Raw genomic sequence first — 15,008 nt, 5'->3', positions numbered from 1 at the left:
TCATGACTCGCCTCTATGCAATTCTCGCAACTGTTGTCCTGGCTGTTGGCCTTGGGGCGATGTGGCTTTTGACACAAGGATCGGGGTCGGATGACAAATACGCCCAATGCCGGTCCAGCCAGATCGCAGGCGGGACCGCTGCGATTGGCGGACCGTTCGAGCTGGTCAATGGCAAGGACGAGACGGTCACTGACACAGATGTGATCACCGAACCGACGCTGGTCTATTTTGGCTACACCTTCTGCCCCGATGTTTGCCCGTTTGACATGTCCCGCAATGCCGATGCGGTGGATATTCTGGCCGAGCGCGGGCAATCAGTGACGCCCGTTTTCATCTCCATTGACCCGGATCGGGATACGCCCGAAGTGGTGGCTGACTATGCGTTCAACCTGCACGAGCGGTTGATTGCCCTGACCGGATCACCCGAACAGGTCAAAGCGGCCAGCCAAGCCTATAAAACTTACTACAAGGCCCACGACAAAAGCGACGAATATTATCTTGTTGACCATTCGACCTTTACTTATCTGGTCACACCCGAGGATGGATTTCTGGAGTTTTTCAAACGCGACGACACGGCCGAACAAATGGCCGACAAGATTGGTTGCTTTCTCGATCAGGCATCCTGAGGACAAGCCGGTTTGACCTTTAGTGCGGCGCTGCTATTACTCATGTTTAAGCCAAAGGCATGAAATAACCGAAAGACCCAAGAATGGCAGACCCTTCTCAGCTTGATATCGGCCCGGACAAAACCTTGCTTCTGGTGGATGATGATGAGCCATTTCTAAGGCGTCTGGCAAAGGCCATGGAAAAACGCGGGTTCGAGGTTGAAACCGCCGGTTCCGTTGCCGCTGGTCGCGCCATCTCCACCGCCCGTCCGCCCGCCTATGCGGTTGTCGATCTCAGGCTTGAGGATGGCAATGGACTGGACGTGGTCGAAGTGCTGCGTGAAAAACGCCCTGACAGCCGGGTTGTGGTTCTGACCGGGTATGGCGCGATTGCCACCGCGGTTGCTGCGGTCAAGATCGGGGCGACGGATTATTTGTCGAAACCAGCGGATGCCACAGACATCACAAATGCCCTATTGGCCAAAGGTGATGAGATGCCACCGCCGCCAGAAAACCCAATGAGCGCGGATCGCGTACGTTGGGAACATATCCAGCGTGTTTACGAGCTGTGTGATCGCAACGTGTCAGAAACCGCGCGGCGTTTGAACATGCATCGTCGGACGTTGCAGCGCATTTTGGCCAAACGCAGTCCGCGCTGACGGGTTCGCATGGCCAGGCTGGTGTCTGGTCGACCTGCCCTGCCAACCGGTTAAAATAATCCGCGCGACCGTTTTGGTCGCGTTTTTTGGTCTGGGCGTGCAGCGGATTTACAGCGTCATATTATTCTGAGTATCGTTTTGTTAACCCTATTTATGCTACCGCGAGGACCTGTGCATGTTGGTGATCTGCATGCGCACCAAGGTTTGGAAACGATAAGTGAGAAGCCCCAGTGTCCCTATTGCCCAACACGCCGTATGAGGCGCTGAAAATTTCCAATCCCGTTTTGAACGGGATTGTCGTGCTGGTGACAAAATCCGCAGAAACATTTGGGTTCTGGGCGCGCCCGCGTAAAGGCGCGGCGGGCGAAGTCTCGGAGATGAATTTGTTGGACAATCTCTATTGGGTCTACAAAAGCAAAAACCCGGTGCAGTTGCCCGAACCCGGTCTACAAACGTCCGAATTCATGCAAGCAAAGCATGCTCAGCTTGCGCCGCGAGCGGAGGGTGAAAGTGTTGACACACTCACGCTGAGTTTTGCCGGGGATATCCTGCGCACGCATCGGGCTGAGCCCGCGCAGGATCAGGTTTATGCACAGATCGAAGACCTTTTGTTCAAAAACGATATCGTCATCGCCAACTATGAATCGCCTGTTACAACCCAACCTCTGGTGGATGAAGTAATCGGCGATGCGGGCCCTCCTGTTGAATGTGCGTCAGAGGATCAGTTCGATGCATTGACCAGCCATAAGGGGCGGGCGATAGACGTCTTGAATCTGGCAAATAATCATATCTTCGACATGGGCGTCGAAGGCGTCGAAACGACATTGGCCACACTGGCCAAACGAAACATCATGGCGACTGGGATAAGCAAAGCCCCGGCTGATCCCGGCGCAGTCAATGTGATTGAACGGAATGGAATCAAGATCGGTTTTGCGTCCTGCGCGTTTGGAACCAACGGTCAAACGCTGCCCGACGGACATGGGTACAATGTCAATCTGGCCAAGCTGACCTCAAAGCACCAGCCGCCGGATATCGAGCTTCTGAAGACGCAGATATCGAATGCAAAGGCCGCCGAATGCGATTTGGTCATTGCGATCCTTCATTGGGGTCACGAATTCGAGCTGTTTCCACGCCGTGCACAGCAGAAAGCAGCTGAAGAATTGGCTGAATTTGGCGCAGATATCATCGTATGCCACCACCCGCATGTGCCCCAGCCGGTTCAGCTTTATCGGCTAGAATCTGACGCCGACAAAACGGTGCCTATCGCCTATTCGCTGGGTAGCTTGCTTTGGGGATTTGCCCATGAAGATATCGCAAGCAGCGTGATATTGCAGGCGGAAGTTCAAAAATCCGAAGGTAAAACGATGATCAAAAGCGTGACCGCCACGCCTGTCCGATGGTCGGCCCACGAGTCTGAAGGACGCATCATTCAGAAGGTTGAACAGCAGGCGGATTAGTTTGAAAGCAGCGTTCAAAGATTGCCCAGCAGCTGTTGATGCCGCCGGGTGTAAGCCAGTCGCACCTCAACCGGGGGGCGCAGTGTGATCTTTAAACCGTCCATAATGGCCTTATCCGGCCTCCCGAAGAACTTCGTCGCCTCAGTTTCGGAAAACCCTGCGATCTGGGTTGCCTCCATCCAGGCGCTGATCTTGTCGGCCTTCTTGATCTGCCGTTTCACCGCCTTCGGCACCTCGGCAGGTAGCCCGAACCGGATGTGGATCGCTGCCATCAGGCGATCATCCAGCGCGCCATAGCCCGGGCCGACGGCGGATTTGACGGGCGAGATCATGTCACCGATCACATATTCCGGCGCATCGTGCAGCAGCGCGGCCAGCTGCCATTTCACCGGGGCATTGGGTGCGATCCGGCCATAGATTTCTTCTACCAGCAATGAATGCTCGGCCACGGAATAGGCAAAATCGCCGTTTGTCTGCCCATTCCAGCGCGCCACAAAGGCCAGACCATGGGCGATATCCTCAATCTCGATATCCACAGGGGTCGGGTCCAGCAGGTCCAGCCTGCGACCCGATAGCATCCTTTGCCAAGCGCGTGGTTGTGTTGCCATTCTGCCATGCCTTGTGAAGTGGGACACATTAAAATCACGATTTTCTGCTATGATGTACCTGTCAGGATCACCAGCTGCCAACGTTTTCTTGAGCATTCGTGCTTTGAAATGAAACGATGCGATCCCGACATAAAAACCGAGGGGGGCGCACGCTTCTCCCGGTGCGCTCCTCTCACACAGCGAAACGCGAAACGAAAGGAGTTTGCTATGTTTAAGCGTTTATTCGCCCTTACCCTGACCTTTGGCATGGCCGCTACAGCCCCGCCCGCCTTTGCCCAAACCTGTGCAGAGCGCGCGCATGTGATTGCCAAGCTGCAGAAAAGCTACTCGGAAGAGCTGGCCTTTGGTGGTTTGCAGAAAACACGCGGCGCGCAGTCGGTCATGGAGGTCTGGACCTCAAAGGAAACGGGCAGTTACACCGTTTTGGTGACCCAGGCGAACGGCATTTCCTGTATTGTCGCCGTTGGCACCGATTTTTTCGAAGCGATCCCGAAAGTCAAAGTTGACGGCACGCCAAGCTGATAAAACTGGCGTAACACTCCGTTTTCGGACATCCACATTGCCACCTGCCCCAAGGGATGTTAGGGGCAGCCAAGTGTGATTGACCGGAAAAATGGAGCGCCAGATGGCCGGGGACTATATCGTTAAAGACATTTCGCTGGCCGGGTTTGGCCGCAAGGAACTGGATATCGCCGAAACCGAAATGCCGGGCCTGATGGCCCTGCGTGCGGAATACGGTGAAAGCAAGCCTCTGTCAGGTGCACGCATCGTTGGTTCGCTGCATATGACCATCCAGACCGCCGTTCTGATCGAAACGCTGGTGGCGCTGGGCGCGGATGTGCGCTGGGCGTCGTGCAACATCTTCTCAACCCAGGATCACGCGGCGGCGGCGATTGCCGAGGCGGGCATTCCTGTCTTCGCCATCAAAGGCCAGACGCTGGAAGAGCATTGGGATTATCTGGACAAATCCTTCCTGTTCGAAGACGGCCCCAACATGATCCTGGACGATGGCGGCGACGCGACGCTGTACATCCTGCTGGGCGCACGCGCTGAGGCGGGTGAAGACATCATTCCTGTTCCCGGCTCGGAAGAGGAAGAGGTGATCAAGAAACAGATCGCCAAACGTATGGCGGCCTCACCCGGCTGGTTCACCAAGATGCGCGACCAGATCCAGGGCGTGTCTGAGGAAACCACCACTGGTGTGAATCGCCTGTATCAGCTGGTGAAAGAGGGTCATCTGCCGTTCCCGGCGATCAACGTGAACGACTCGGTTACCAAGTCGAAATTCGACAATAAATACGGCTGCAAGGAATCGCTGGTCGACGGTATTCGTCGCGCCACTGACACCATGCTGGCTGGCAAGGTTGCCGTGGTTTGCGGATATGGTGACGTGGGCAAAGGCTCTGCCGCTTCACTGTCGGGCGCAGGTGCCCGCGTGAAGGTCACCGAAGTTGACCCGATCTGCGCCCTGCAAGCGGCGATGGACGGTTACGAAGTAACTCTGCTGGAAGATGAAGTTGAAACCGCAGATGTGTTCATCACCACAACCGGCAACAAGGATGTGATCCGCATCGAGCATATGCGCGCGATGAAAGACATGGCCATCGTTGGCAACATTGGTCACTTCGACAACGAAATTCAGGTGGCCAGCCTGAAGAACCACAAATGGACCAACATCAAGGAACAGGTGGACATGATCGAGATGCCCTCGGGCAACCGTATCATCCTGCTGTCCGAAGGTCGTCTGCTGAATCTCGGCAACGCCACCGGGCACCCTTCGTTTGTGATGTCGGCCTCCTTCACCAACCAGGTTTTGGCGCAGATCGAACTGTTCACCAAGGGTGATGAGTATGAAAACGACGTCTATATTCTGCCCAAGCATCTGGACGAGAAAGTTGCGCGGCTGCACCTGGATCGCATCGGCGTCAAGCTGACCAAGATGGACAATGAGCAAGCGGCTTATATCGGCGTGAAGCCGGAAGGCCCGTACAAGCCGGAACACTACCGCTACTGATTGTCCTCTGACGATGACACAGAATTCTGGACGCCGCCGATACCTATATCTGGCGGCGTCTTTCGTTTTTAGAATAGCTGTCATCGCAATCCTTCTGGGTGGCGGGGGTTGGGCCCTGTTGGTGCATCCAGAAACGCCGGTGCCATCATATTGGAACCCTTTGCGTGATCTCACTATAAAGGCGCCGGTCACACCGGTTACTAAATTCCAGTTGAATCGCGCCCTTGCGAATGAGATGCAGTGCAGGTCCGCGCTGTCGAATGCGGGTGCCCGTTTTGAGGAGATGGAGGATCTGGTCATCGATCAGAACTGCGGGATCACCGGGCGAGGGCTGTTGTTACAACTGGTGACCTCGCGAATTGACGCGGTCGAGACCAGTTGCCGGACAACCCTGCGATTGGCGATGTGGGAATACCATGTCGTGCAGCCTGCCGCGCGTGATTTCCTGGGGACGGGTGTACAAAGGCTGCGCCACGCTGGCAGCTACAATTGCCGCCGTATGCGCACTGCGCAAGGTCAATCCAGCCGATGGAGCAGCCACGCCACCGCCGACTCGATTGATATCGTAGGGGTCGAACTGGCCGATGGGCGGACGCTTTCGCTGTTGTCAGATTGGAGTGCTGCGGGGCCAGAGGCCGCGTTTCTAAGACAGATCGGGCAGGGGGCCTGTGATTGGTTCCGTGTGGTTCTGGGCCCAGAGTACAATCGCCTACATGCGGATCATTTTCATCTGCAAGGCCCCGGCTGGGGGTTTTGCCGATAGCTCGGGACCATGCAGTTGTCGCAGTGTCAGAGCCGATCAGCGTCAGCTAACGCCTTGAACCGAACAATCTCATAAATGCCTTGCCAAGCATCCTCGTCCGCGTTCAGGACGGGTGAGTGATGCAGCTTGTTGACTGTGGCATACATCGCCATCCGCTCCGATTGAACACCTGTCGGGTCAGGGCCGGAGTTACCAGAGACATTGCGCAGACTGCTGCGCAAAGTAATTTCATAGTGACCTCCGCCGATCATGGTAGAGCAGATGTCATTCGATTTTCTTCGATAACTGTCTGCACTCTGCAACCAGCGCAAGGAAATTCGAGTGTATTATGTGAATGATCTGTTGGCCTTCGTCTTGGTCGCAAAAAACCGGTGGTATCGGCTCAGCTGCGCAGCCGCTGGGTTCAGTTGACCAACGAGGGGCTGATCTTTCTGGATCGGATCGAGCCGGTTTTGTCGGACCTGCGAGAGGCAGGGTTAGAGACTGGGAGTAGTAAGGGCGCGTTGGTCGAGGTGCTGCCTGGGCTACTAAAATCCCCTGCTGCGCCGATTTCGTTCATGCAGGCAGCAGCACGCAGGGGCGCAAAGTTCGGGCTTATTCTGAATTGGCGGATTGGGCGTTTCGAAACGCTTCGCGAAGGCGCGCCTCCGCTTAGGGGGAAAGCTTGGAATTTTTCCCTTTGTGTTGAAAACACTTGTGATTAACCTTCCCGCACCTGTTTCAAGGATTTGAGTAACCGCAGCCAGGACTGCTGATAGGGAGACTGTTTAATGGGAAAACGCGACGACTTGATCGCCAAATATGCCGATGACCTAAAGAACAAATGTGGCATGGATCCGGATATGGACCTGCTGACCAAGGTCACAATCGGTTGTGGCCCTGCGATTTATGATGCGGATGCATCGACTGTTGCCGCCAGCCAGGACGGTGAAATTGAGACTGTCAAAAACAACTTCCTGATCAAAAAGCTGGGCCTGTCCGATGGTCCGGAACTGATGGAAGCGATCAACAAAGCCCTGGAAACCTATGGCATGTCCGAGCGTAACAAATACCGCGCTGTCGTGTATTACATGCTGACCAAGCATTTCGGAAAAGAATCCGTTTACGGCTGATCCGATCCAGCCAAAGATACAAGCGCCCGCCTGTCCTCATGGCGGGCGTTTTGCATTTGAGACAGAGTTTAAGGACTTGCCGTTTGAAACCGGGGTCTTGACCGGTCTATAGATAGTTCAGTGACCAGGACGGTCAGAACCAGATATTTCCAGATGCGTGTGGTGAGTAGGGAGCACGTGGGGTAGGGAAGGTTCTGCATCGTTCAGGGCCTTCCCTTTTATTTGTTCCTAATCGGCCTGCGTATTCCCCAATGCGCAGATCAAATCCCATTCGGCATCGCTGACGGGTTGAACGGACAGGCGCGAGTTTCGTACCAACACCATCTCTGCCAATCGCTCATCAGCTTTGATCTGATCTAATGTAACCGCCTGCGAAAACGGGCGCACAGCTTTGATGTCTACGCATTCCCAGCGCGCGTCATCGGTGGTGCTGTCTGGATGGGCCTCGGCGCAGACCTCGACAATCCCGACAATCGCTTTGTCTTTTTGTGAGTGATAGAAAAAGCCGCGATCGCCGATGGCCATCTGCCGCATGAAATTCCGGGCCTGATAGTTACGCACGCCATCCCATTCTTCGCCTGCGTCGCCCTTGGCGACTTGCTGATCCCAACTCCAGGTCGAAGGTTCCGATTTGAACAGCCAATATGCCATCAGCCAATCACCCGTTTCCAGGGGATCAACTCGACCGAAGCAAACAGCCCGGCTTTGGCATAGGGGTCATTGTTCGCCCAAGCCTGCCCGGCGGCGACGTCTTCGACATCCAGAATGATCAGTGATCCAATCATGGCGTCTCCGTCCAAAAGGGGACCGGCCTGTGAGACGACGCCTGTTTCCTCGATATAGGCCAGATGGGCTGATCGATTGTCCAACCGCGTTTGCAAGGCGCCGTCTTTGTCTTTGGCGATCAGGGCGATGAGCATTCTATTCCTCCTTCAGGGGTCGACCCAGCAATGACTGAATCGCTTGTGCCACACTGTAGGCACCGTCGCTGAGTTCTGCCACCGTTGTGCTAATGGGCATCTCCAGCCCTTCGGCTTTGGCAATCTTCGCCACAGCGCGTGCAGTAGCGACACCTTCGACTGTGGTGCCTGTGTCAAAAGGCCGATCTAGACCCAAACTTTGTCCAAAACGATAGTTTCGGGACAGATCAGACGAGCAGGTCAGGACCAGATCCCCCAGCCCGGACAAGCCCATCAAGGTCTCTGCCTGCGCACCGCGCTGGGTGGTAAAACGCTGCATTTCGGCAAAGCCGCGCGTAATCAGGGCAGCCCGTGCGCTGTCACCCAAACCCGCGCCGATGGCGGCCCCGCATCCAATCGCCATAACGTTTTTCAACGCACCGCCCAGTTCGGCGCCGGTGGTATCGGTTGTGCGATAAAGGCGCAGGTTGGCGGTGGTTAGTCTCGCCTGCAGGTCTTTGCCCAAAGCCGCTTCGGCGCAGGCCAGGGTCAGCGCAGTCGGCAGACCGCGTGCGATGTCATCTGCAAAGCTGGGCCCGGTTAGGAGCGCAGGTTGCGCGTCCGGGACGGTTTCGCGGATCACCGCCACGGGGCCAAGGCCGGTGGACAGTTCAATCCCTTTGCAGCAGGCGACCAAGGTTTTGCCTGCCAAGGCAGATTTATGCTGCTCCAAGGCCATACGCAGCTGTTGCATGGGCACCGAGACCAGCAGCAAGTCAGACTGGCACGCCTGATCGATTTGGGCTGTCACGTTGATCTCGGGCGGCAAAGCCACGCCAGGCAGGCGCTGCGCGTTTTCGGCCGTTTCTTGCATCACTCTCGCCTGCACCGCATCGCGGGACCACAAGATCACTGGCCCATTACCCGCCAGCGATATGGCCAAGGCGGTTCCAAATGCGCCGGAACCCAGAACAGAAACACTCATGCCTTGGCCCCTTTCTTGCCGCTGCCCAACATGGCCGGGCTGGTTTGATCCAGAGGCCAGCGCGGGCGGGCCGTCAGGTCCAGACCGTCTCGCGCACCGGCGCGAAAGCGTTCCAATCCGGCATAGGCAATCATGGCTGCGTTGTCGGTGCAAAGGGCCAAAGGGGGTGCAGTGAACCTAGCACCCATTTCATTGGAAACAGACTCTAATGCGGCGCGAATGCCCGAGTTTGCAGCAACCCCGCCCGCCACAGCGATCACCGGCTCTGCGGGGGTTTGTTCAAGATACAGGCCAATGGCGCGGCGTGTTTTTTCAGCCAGCGTGTCTACGACCGCTTGTTGAAATCCGGCGCAAAGGTCGGCGCGGTCCTGGCGGGTCAGCCCGCCGTTTTCGGCTACGATTTGATCCCGCATGCGCATCAGGGCTGTTTTCAAACCGGAGAAGGACAGATCGCAGCCGGGTCGATCCAGCAACGGACGGGGAAACCGGAACCGCTTGGGATCGCCTGACCGAGCCTCGGCCTCAACCGAAGGCCCGCCGGGTTGGGGCAAGCCCAGCAAACGGGCGGTTTTGTCAAAGGCCTCGCCCGGCGCGTCATCGATTGTGCCGCCAAGGCGGGTGAAGGTATCGGAACCATGGGCAATCAGGTATTGGCAGTGACCGCCCGAGACGAGCAGCATCAGATAGGGAAACGCGATTCCATCGGTCAGGCGCGGTGTCAGGGCGTGACCTGCCAGATGGTTGACGCCGATCAAAGGCAGCCCGGTCGCGGCGCTGATCCCTTTGGCGCACATCACGCCCGACATGACACCGCCGATCAGACCCGGCCCGGCGGTCACTGCGATGGCGTCCATGTTGCTCAGGCTCAAACCAGCGGCTTCCAGAGCCTGCATCACGCAGATATCCAGCTTCTCAGCATGAGCGCGCGCCGCAATCTCGGGCACGACACCGCCATACGCGCTGTGCAAATCGGTTTGACCATGCACAACCGACGACAGGATTTCAGCCGGTGTACCGTCAGTTTGCCGCACCACGGCTGCGGCTGTGTCATCACAGCTGCTTTCTAACCCAAGGATGGTTAGTGTTTGCACCATTGGCCCGTTCCGTTGCATCATGATTGGCATGCGGGGTATCACCCTGCGCGGATGCAAACAATCCCATGGCCAAAGGCGCAGATCGTTGTATTTGTTGATGACCCGCCCGCGTGCTGCCTCGGAGAGGTTTGTGGCGCAGCTGCCAACCCGCACCAGATCACGGGTCGAGGTCATTTATTCCCCTATTCTTGAAATCAAACCCCTGCCGGTTCAGGTGCAGACCGAAGATATCCAGGGATTGATTTTTTCCTCGGCGAATGCGGTGAACGCGGCGGCCTCCTTGGGGGTCAGGCGCGATCTACCGGCCTTCTGCGTGGGCCCTACAACCACCGGCACCGCAAAGGGTGCCGGATGGCAGGCGCAGATGATGGGGGCCACTGCAGAGGAGCTGGTGGCGACGCTGTTGCGCACCCGTCCCGATAGCCCGTTGTTGCATTTGCGCGGGGAACACAGCCGGGGCAACGTGGCTGATCGGTTGACGGCACTGGGCCTGACCACCCGAGAGCAACCCGTTTATCAACAGCGTTTGTTGCCGCTGAACGATGAGGCCGCAGCAGCCTCAACCGGTGAAAGGCCAGTCATCGCGCCCTTGTTTTCGCCCCGGACCGCGCGACAATTTGCCGATATTTGGGCCGGAACAGCCCCTTTGTGGCTGGCTGCAATCAGCGAGGCGACCGCGGAGCCCCTTAAAACCTTGGGGTTTCAGCGATTGAAGATCGCCAAAGAACCTACACCCAAGCATATGCGTAAAGCCGTTAAAAAGCTTGTGAAACACGCGATGCGGGTTGAGGGCGAGCCGGGTGCAGATTAACTTGGACCAGTCTGTAGTTCTGGTGATCTTAGAATCGATAAGGGGAATGTGACGGTGGCGGGCAAAAAGAAAACCGATCAGAAACCGGCGGAAACCCCGAAATCGGACGATCTGGTGGACGAAGGTGTTATCGAAATGGCTGAGCCTTTGGATGATGTACCGCTTGACCAAGACGCCCCTGGCGAAGACCTGACTTCCGAAGCCGAAGCCGAAGCCGAAGCCGAAGCCGAAGCCGAAGCCGAAGCCGAAGCCGAAGCCGAAGCCGAAGCCGAAGCCGAAGCCGAAGCCGAAGCGCCGGCGGAGGAAACGCATTCTGCGCCGGAAAAAACTGACGAACGCGTTGTTGAAAAGCGGGGCGGGTTTATGCCCGCACTGATCGGAGGCATCGTCGCCGCAGCAATCGGCTTTATCGCGGGACGTGCCGACCTGATCCCGTCGGGCGACGCCGACCCTGCCCAGGCCATTGCAGCGTTGGAGGCCAAATTGGCAGATCAATCCGATCAGATTGCGAAACTTGCCCAGACGTCTGAAACCTCGGGTCTTACGGATCAAATCAAAGCCTTATCTGACAAGCTAAGCCCGGTCGAAACCGACTTGGGCGCAGTGAAATCCAGCGTTGAAGCGCTGAGTGCACAAGTCGGACCGTTATCGGATCGGTTGAATACGCTCGAAGCGAACCCGGTCACCTCAAACGCCTCGCCCGAAGCAACGGCTGCGTTTGAGGCGGAACTGTCAAAACTGCAAGACTCATTGGCAGCGCAGCGGGCTGAGGTTGAAAAGATGGTTGCAGATGCGCAAGCGCTTGAGGCCAAAGCCTCGGCTGAGGCGCGCGCGGCGACCAATGCCGCGATCCTGTCGCGCCTGCGTGGTCAGATGCAGGCGGGCGAGCCGTATCAAGACCTTGTGACTGAACTGAAAGCAGGTGGTGTGGATATTCCGGATGCCTTGGCTGGCCCGGCAGAAAGCGGTGTTGAAACACTTTCGTCATTGCGGGCGTCTTTTGATCCGGTTGCGCGAACAGCGTTGGCCGATGCCCGGGGCGCGGATAAAGGCACAGGCTTCGTCGCCTTCCTGCAGCGCCAGACCGGTGCGCGGTCGGTGACGCCTCAGGATGGGGACGACCCGGATGCCATTCTGTCGCGTGCGCAAGCCGCCCTGGCCTCGGGCGATCTGAACGGGGCGTTGACGGAATTGAAATCACTGCCCGAAGCGGCGCAGACCGCAGTGGCCGAGTGGGAGCAGGCGGCACAGACGCGGGTCTCTGCCGTAGAGGCCGCGAATACGCTCGCGTCCAGCCTGAATTCGAACTGAGGGACCTGCCATGCTGTGGTCATTGTTTAAAATCCTTGTATTCGTTGCGATTATCGGACTGTTAGCCCTAGGTGCCCAGTTCTTGATGCAGACCAGCGGAGGCGTGCAGATCACCGTCGCGGGAACTGAATATACGCTGGGCCCGCTGCAATCGGTCATCGCGCTGGGCGTGCTGGTTTTTGCGGTGTGGCTGTTCTTCAAACTGCTCAGCCTTCTGATTGCGACACTGAAATTCCTCAACGGCGATGAAACCGCCTTGTCGCGTTATTTCGACCGCAGCCGCGAACAGCGCGGCTATCAGGCGCTGTCTGACGGTCTGATGGCGTTGGCTTCGGGCGAGGGGCGCGTGGCGATGACCAAGGCGAACAAGGCCGAGAGATTGCTGAACAAGCCGGAGCTGACCAACCTGCTGGTTGCCCAAGCGGCTGAAATGACCGGCGACACCAAGAAAGCGTCCGAGACCTACAAGAAACTGGTGACCAACAGCGCGACCCGGTTTGTTGGCGTGCGGGGCATCATGAAGCAGAAGCTGGCCGAAGGGGATCAGGACACCGCGCGGAAGCTGGCTGAGAAAGCCCTGGCGATCAAACCGCGCCACGAGGAAACGCAGGACGTATTGTTGAACCTTCAGACCAAGGCGCAGGATTGGGCTGGTGCGCGGTCCACTTTGAACTCAAAGCTCAAGGCCGGGTATCTGCCGCGCGATGTGTTTAAGCGGCGCGATGCGGTTCTGGCCCTGTCCGAGGCCAAGGATATCCTGAACGAAGACGCCAGTGTGGAACAGCAGGAACGCGCGATCGAGGCCAATCGTATGTCGCCCGATCTGGTGCCTGCCGCTGCAATGGCCGCGCGGGCCTATATCGAAAAGGGTAAACCCCGTGCTGCGACGAAGATCATCAAAAAAGCCTGGGAGGCTCAGCCGCATCCAGACCTCGCCCATGCGTTTGCCGAGATCGCTCCGGATGAGTCTGCTCAGGACCGGATCAAACGCTTTGCGGCGTTGACCCGCATTCATCCTGAACATCCTGAAACCCGCCTGATCCTGGCCGAGTTGAACATCGTTGCCGAAGACTTCCCCGAGGCGCGCCGCGCGCTGGGGGACGTGGTTAAACAGCAGGCGGATGCGCGTGGCTACACTTTGATGGCGGCGATTGAACGGGGCGAAGGTGCTTCGGACTCCGTGGTACAGGGCTGGCTTGCAAAGGCCCTGACCGCACCACGAGGGCCGCAATGGGTCTGCGACAATTGTCAGCATATTCAGGCGGAGTGGACCCCGGTCTGTGATAATTGCGGCAGCTTTGACACGCTTAGTTGGAAGGTTCCGCAAACACCCGAGATCACCAGCGCAACCGGTGTTCACATGTTGCCGCTGATCGTCGGCGCGCTGGAAGAAAACTCTGAGAACGAGGACGAGACCAACGCTGGCGAAGCAGAAACAGCGGATGTGATCGAATTGGATGTCGAAACGGTCGACGAGAAGGTCGAGAAACAGGCCTGACACTCCTGGTGGGCAGATGATTGTCCCAGCCAATTCCGTTTGCTAACGTCGCCCTCGTGTCGGGGAGGGCACCCAAATCTGAATGTTGGACTATTCGCATAACCCCTGGCTGGTGGCTGCGTCACTGGCTGTGGCGTTGATGGCCGGGTTTACCGGGCTGTACCTGACGCATGGCGCATCGAAACTGGATGATCAAAAGCGCAAATTCGTGGTCGCGCTGGCCGCGGTTATTTTGGGCGGCGGTATTTGGTCGATGCATTTTGTTGCGATGCTGGGCCTGCAACTGCCGATCCTGTTTTATTATGACGCGTTGATCACATTGATCTCAGCCCTTGTGGCGATCCTGATGGTGGGACTTGCGTTGCTGCTACTGCATTTCCGACCTCGCACGATGCAGACTATGGTGACGGCAGGTGTGATCGTCGGCCTTGGCATTGTGGTGATGCATTATGTCGGCATGGCCGGGATGGAGCTATGCCGCCCCGTCTATACCTTCTGGGACATTGCGATTTCGACCGTGGCTTCGGTGGTTCTGTCGGTGCTCGCGATCTGGGTGGCCTATGACAACCGTACCCAGCGCAACATTTTGCTGGGCACTGTGTGTTTTGGTCTCGCCGTCTTCACGATGCATTTCGTGGCCACTGGTCTGACTGATTTTGTTGCCAGCGACAATACGGGCGGAGCAGGGCCTGCGCTGAACAATCAGGTGCTGGCGATGGGTGTGACCGTCTCGGTTTTCCTGATTTGTGGGGCTTTCCTGTTGACCGGAATCACCTTCATCGGGCCTCAGCCCGCTGATGTAACTCCGATGCCAGACCCCGCGCCTGAACCTCAGCCAACGGCGTTGCGCGCAGGTGTTCCGTTCGAGCGCGAAGGACAGACCTTCTTTACAGACGCCGGCAGCGTGGCAGCAATCCGGGCCGAAGGGCATTATACGGTGCTTTACATGGGGGGCGAGAAACTCTTTTGTCCCTGGTCCATTACCGAGGCTGAAACGCGCCTGAAACCCGACGGGTTCTTGCGGGCGCATCGCAGCTATCTGGTGAACCCGAAACATGTGTCGAGTTTTGAACGACACAAGGACAACGGCACCTGCTATTTCGACGGTGTTGATGCCTTGCCTAAGGTTCCGGTCAGTCGATCTCGACTGACGGCAATCCGCGACGCGCTGGGCCTATGATCGCAACTCGTG

General features: G+C 57.3%; 18 protein-coding genes. 12 read left to right on the top strand and 6 right to left on the bottom strand.

The genetic code is table 11. From position 1 onward, the window contains the following. Positions 1 to 2 precede the first annotated feature (2 nt). The 3 genes from ACR0KG_RS00395 to ACR0KG_RS00385 all read left to right on the top strand — a co-directional run bounded on the left by ACR0KG_RS00395 (position 3) and on the right by ACR0KG_RS00385 (position 2,721). Complete coding sequence (locus ACR0KG_RS00395) at positions 3 to 626, top strand: SCO family protein (RefSeq protein WP_480826156.1); 624 nt, start codon at positions 3 to 5, stop codon at positions 624 to 626. An 83-nt stretch (positions 627 to 709) separates the two neighbouring features. Then, on the top strand, positions 710 to 1,264 hold the full coding sequence (locus ACR0KG_RS00390; RefSeq protein WP_480550394.1) for an ActR/PrrA/RegA family redox response regulator transcription factor: 555 nt from the start codon (positions 710 to 712) through the stop codon (positions 1,262 to 1,264). Between the two features lie 230 nt (positions 1,265 to 1,494). After that, entirely contained in the window at positions 1,495 to 2,721 is a 1,227-nt protein-coding gene (locus ACR0KG_RS00385; protein ID WP_480826155.1) for a CapA family protein, read from the top strand. A 14-nt stretch (positions 2,722 to 2,735) separates the two neighbouring features. Here the strand turns inward: ACR0KG_RS00385 and ACR0KG_RS00380 are convergent, their stop codons facing one another. Next, positions 2,736 to 3,329 carry an HD domain-containing protein gene (locus tag ACR0KG_RS00380; RefSeq protein WP_480826154.1) on the bottom strand — a complete coding sequence of 198 codons (594 nt, stop codon included), beginning with the start codon at positions 3,327 to 3,329 and terminating at the stop codon, positions 2,736 to 2,738. A gap of 207 nt (positions 3,330 to 3,536) precedes the next feature. On the opposite strand from ACR0KG_RS00380, the gene ACR0KG_RS00375 reads away from it, so the two are divergent. The 3 genes from ACR0KG_RS00375 to ACR0KG_RS00365 all read left to right on the top strand — a co-directional run bounded on the left by ACR0KG_RS00375 (position 3,537) and on the right by ACR0KG_RS00365 (position 6,106). Continuing rightward, entirely contained in the window at positions 3,537 to 3,851 is a 315-nt protein-coding gene (locus ACR0KG_RS00375; RefSeq protein WP_480500812.1) for a hypothetical protein, read from the top strand. A 103-nt stretch (positions 3,852 to 3,954) separates the two neighbouring features. Beyond that, positions 3,955 to 5,343, top strand: a complete 1,389-nt coding sequence (ahcY, locus tag ACR0KG_RS00370) for an adenosylhomocysteinase (protein WP_480543739.1) — start codon at positions 3,955 to 3,957, stop codon at positions 5,341 to 5,343. Between the two features lie 13 nt (positions 5,344 to 5,356). Beyond that, on the top strand, positions 5,357 to 6,106 hold the full coding sequence (locus ACR0KG_RS00365; protein ID WP_480826153.1) for an extensin-like domain-containing protein: 750 nt from the start codon (positions 5,357 to 5,359) through the stop codon (positions 6,104 to 6,106). A 26-nt stretch (positions 6,107 to 6,132) separates the two neighbouring features. Here ACR0KG_RS00365 and ACR0KG_RS00360 read toward each other — a convergent pair whose 3' ends face one another. Next, positions 6,133 to 6,327, bottom strand: coding sequence for a hypothetical protein (locus tag ACR0KG_RS00360; protein ID WP_480826152.1), 195 nt, complete (start codon positions 6,325 to 6,327; stop codon positions 6,133 to 6,135). Between the two features lie 150 nt (positions 6,328 to 6,477). Between ACR0KG_RS00360 and ACR0KG_RS00355 the strand changes: the two genes are divergently transcribed. Together ACR0KG_RS00355 and ACR0KG_RS00350 are read left to right on the top strand one after the other, a co-directional pair. Further along, positions 6,478 to 6,810 (top strand): hypothetical protein, encoded by a 333-nt coding sequence (locus tag ACR0KG_RS00355; RefSeq protein ID WP_480826151.1) that lies wholly within the window; start codon positions 6,478 to 6,480, stop codon positions 6,808 to 6,810. 66 nt (positions 6,811 to 6,876) lie between these two features. Then, positions 6,877 to 7,218 (top strand): DUF2853 family protein, encoded by a 342-nt coding sequence (locus ACR0KG_RS00350; protein ID WP_170534337.1) that lies wholly within the window; start codon positions 6,877 to 6,879, stop codon positions 7,216 to 7,218. A gap of 228 nt (positions 7,219 to 7,446) precedes the next feature. Here the strand turns inward: ACR0KG_RS00350 and ACR0KG_RS00345 are convergent, their stop codons facing one another. The 4 genes from ACR0KG_RS00345 to tsaD are packed head-to-tail and all read right to left on the bottom strand — an operon-like array spanning position 7,447 to position 10,196. After that, on the bottom strand, positions 7,447 to 7,869 hold the full coding sequence (locus tag ACR0KG_RS00345; RefSeq protein ID WP_480826150.1) for an EVE domain-containing protein: 423 nt from the start codon (positions 7,867 to 7,869) through the stop codon (positions 7,447 to 7,449). Beyond that, entirely contained in the window at positions 7,869 to 8,138 is a 270-nt protein-coding gene (locus ACR0KG_RS00340; RefSeq protein WP_480826149.1) for a YciI family protein, read from the bottom strand. Before ACR0KG_RS00340 ends, ACR0KG_RS00345 begins: the two co-directional genes overlap by 1 nt. 1 nt (position 8,139) lies before the next feature. After that, positions 8,140 to 9,102, bottom strand: a complete 963-nt coding sequence (locus ACR0KG_RS00335; protein ID WP_480826148.1) for an NAD(P)H-dependent glycerol-3-phosphate dehydrogenase — start codon at positions 9,100 to 9,102, stop codon at positions 8,140 to 8,142. After that, on the bottom strand, positions 9,099 to 10,196 hold the full coding sequence (gene tsaD / locus ACR0KG_RS00330; RefSeq protein WP_480827316.1) for a tRNA (adenosine(37)-N6)-threonylcarbamoyltransferase complex transferase subunit TsaD: 1,098 nt from the start codon (positions 10,194 to 10,196) through the stop codon (positions 9,099 to 9,101). The genes ACR0KG_RS00335 and tsaD overlap by 4 nt, the downstream gene beginning before the upstream one ends. A 130-nt stretch (positions 10,197 to 10,326) precedes the next feature. Between tsaD and ACR0KG_RS00325 the strand changes: the two genes are divergently transcribed. The 4 genes from ACR0KG_RS00325 (at position 10,327) to ACR0KG_RS00310 (ending at position 14,996) form a co-directional block, all read left to right on the top strand. After that, complete coding sequence (locus ACR0KG_RS00325) at positions 10,327 to 11,007, top strand: uroporphyrinogen-III synthase (protein ID WP_480826147.1); 681 nt, start codon at positions 10,327 to 10,329, stop codon at positions 11,005 to 11,007. 54 nt (positions 11,008 to 11,061) lie between these two features. Beyond that, the gene (locus ACR0KG_RS00320; RefSeq protein ID WP_480826146.1) at positions 11,062 to 12,318 is read left to right on the top strand and encodes a COG4223 family protein; all 1,257 of its coding nucleotides are present in this window, start codon (positions 11,062 to 11,064) and stop codon (positions 12,316 to 12,318) included. A gap of 10 nt (positions 12,319 to 12,328) precedes the next feature. Then, on the top strand, positions 12,329 to 13,816 hold the full coding sequence (locus ACR0KG_RS00315) for a heme biosynthesis HemY N-terminal domain-containing protein (protein ID WP_480826145.1): 1,488 nt from the start codon (positions 12,329 to 12,331) through the stop codon (positions 13,814 to 13,816). Positions 13,817 to 13,898: 82 nt separating this feature from the next. Continuing rightward, the gene (locus ACR0KG_RS00310; RefSeq protein WP_480826144.1) at positions 13,899 to 14,996 is read left to right on the top strand and encodes an MHYT domain-containing protein; all 1,098 of its coding nucleotides are present in this window, start codon (positions 13,899 to 13,901) and stop codon (positions 14,994 to 14,996) included. The last annotated feature ends 12 nt before the right edge of the window (positions 14,997 to 15,008 follow it).

The sequence above is a fragment of the Ruegeria sp. H4 genome (genome assembly GCF_056533065.1).
The sequence above is the reverse complement of the archived record's forward strand: the minus strand, read 5'-3'. Positions and strand labels throughout refer to the sequence as shown.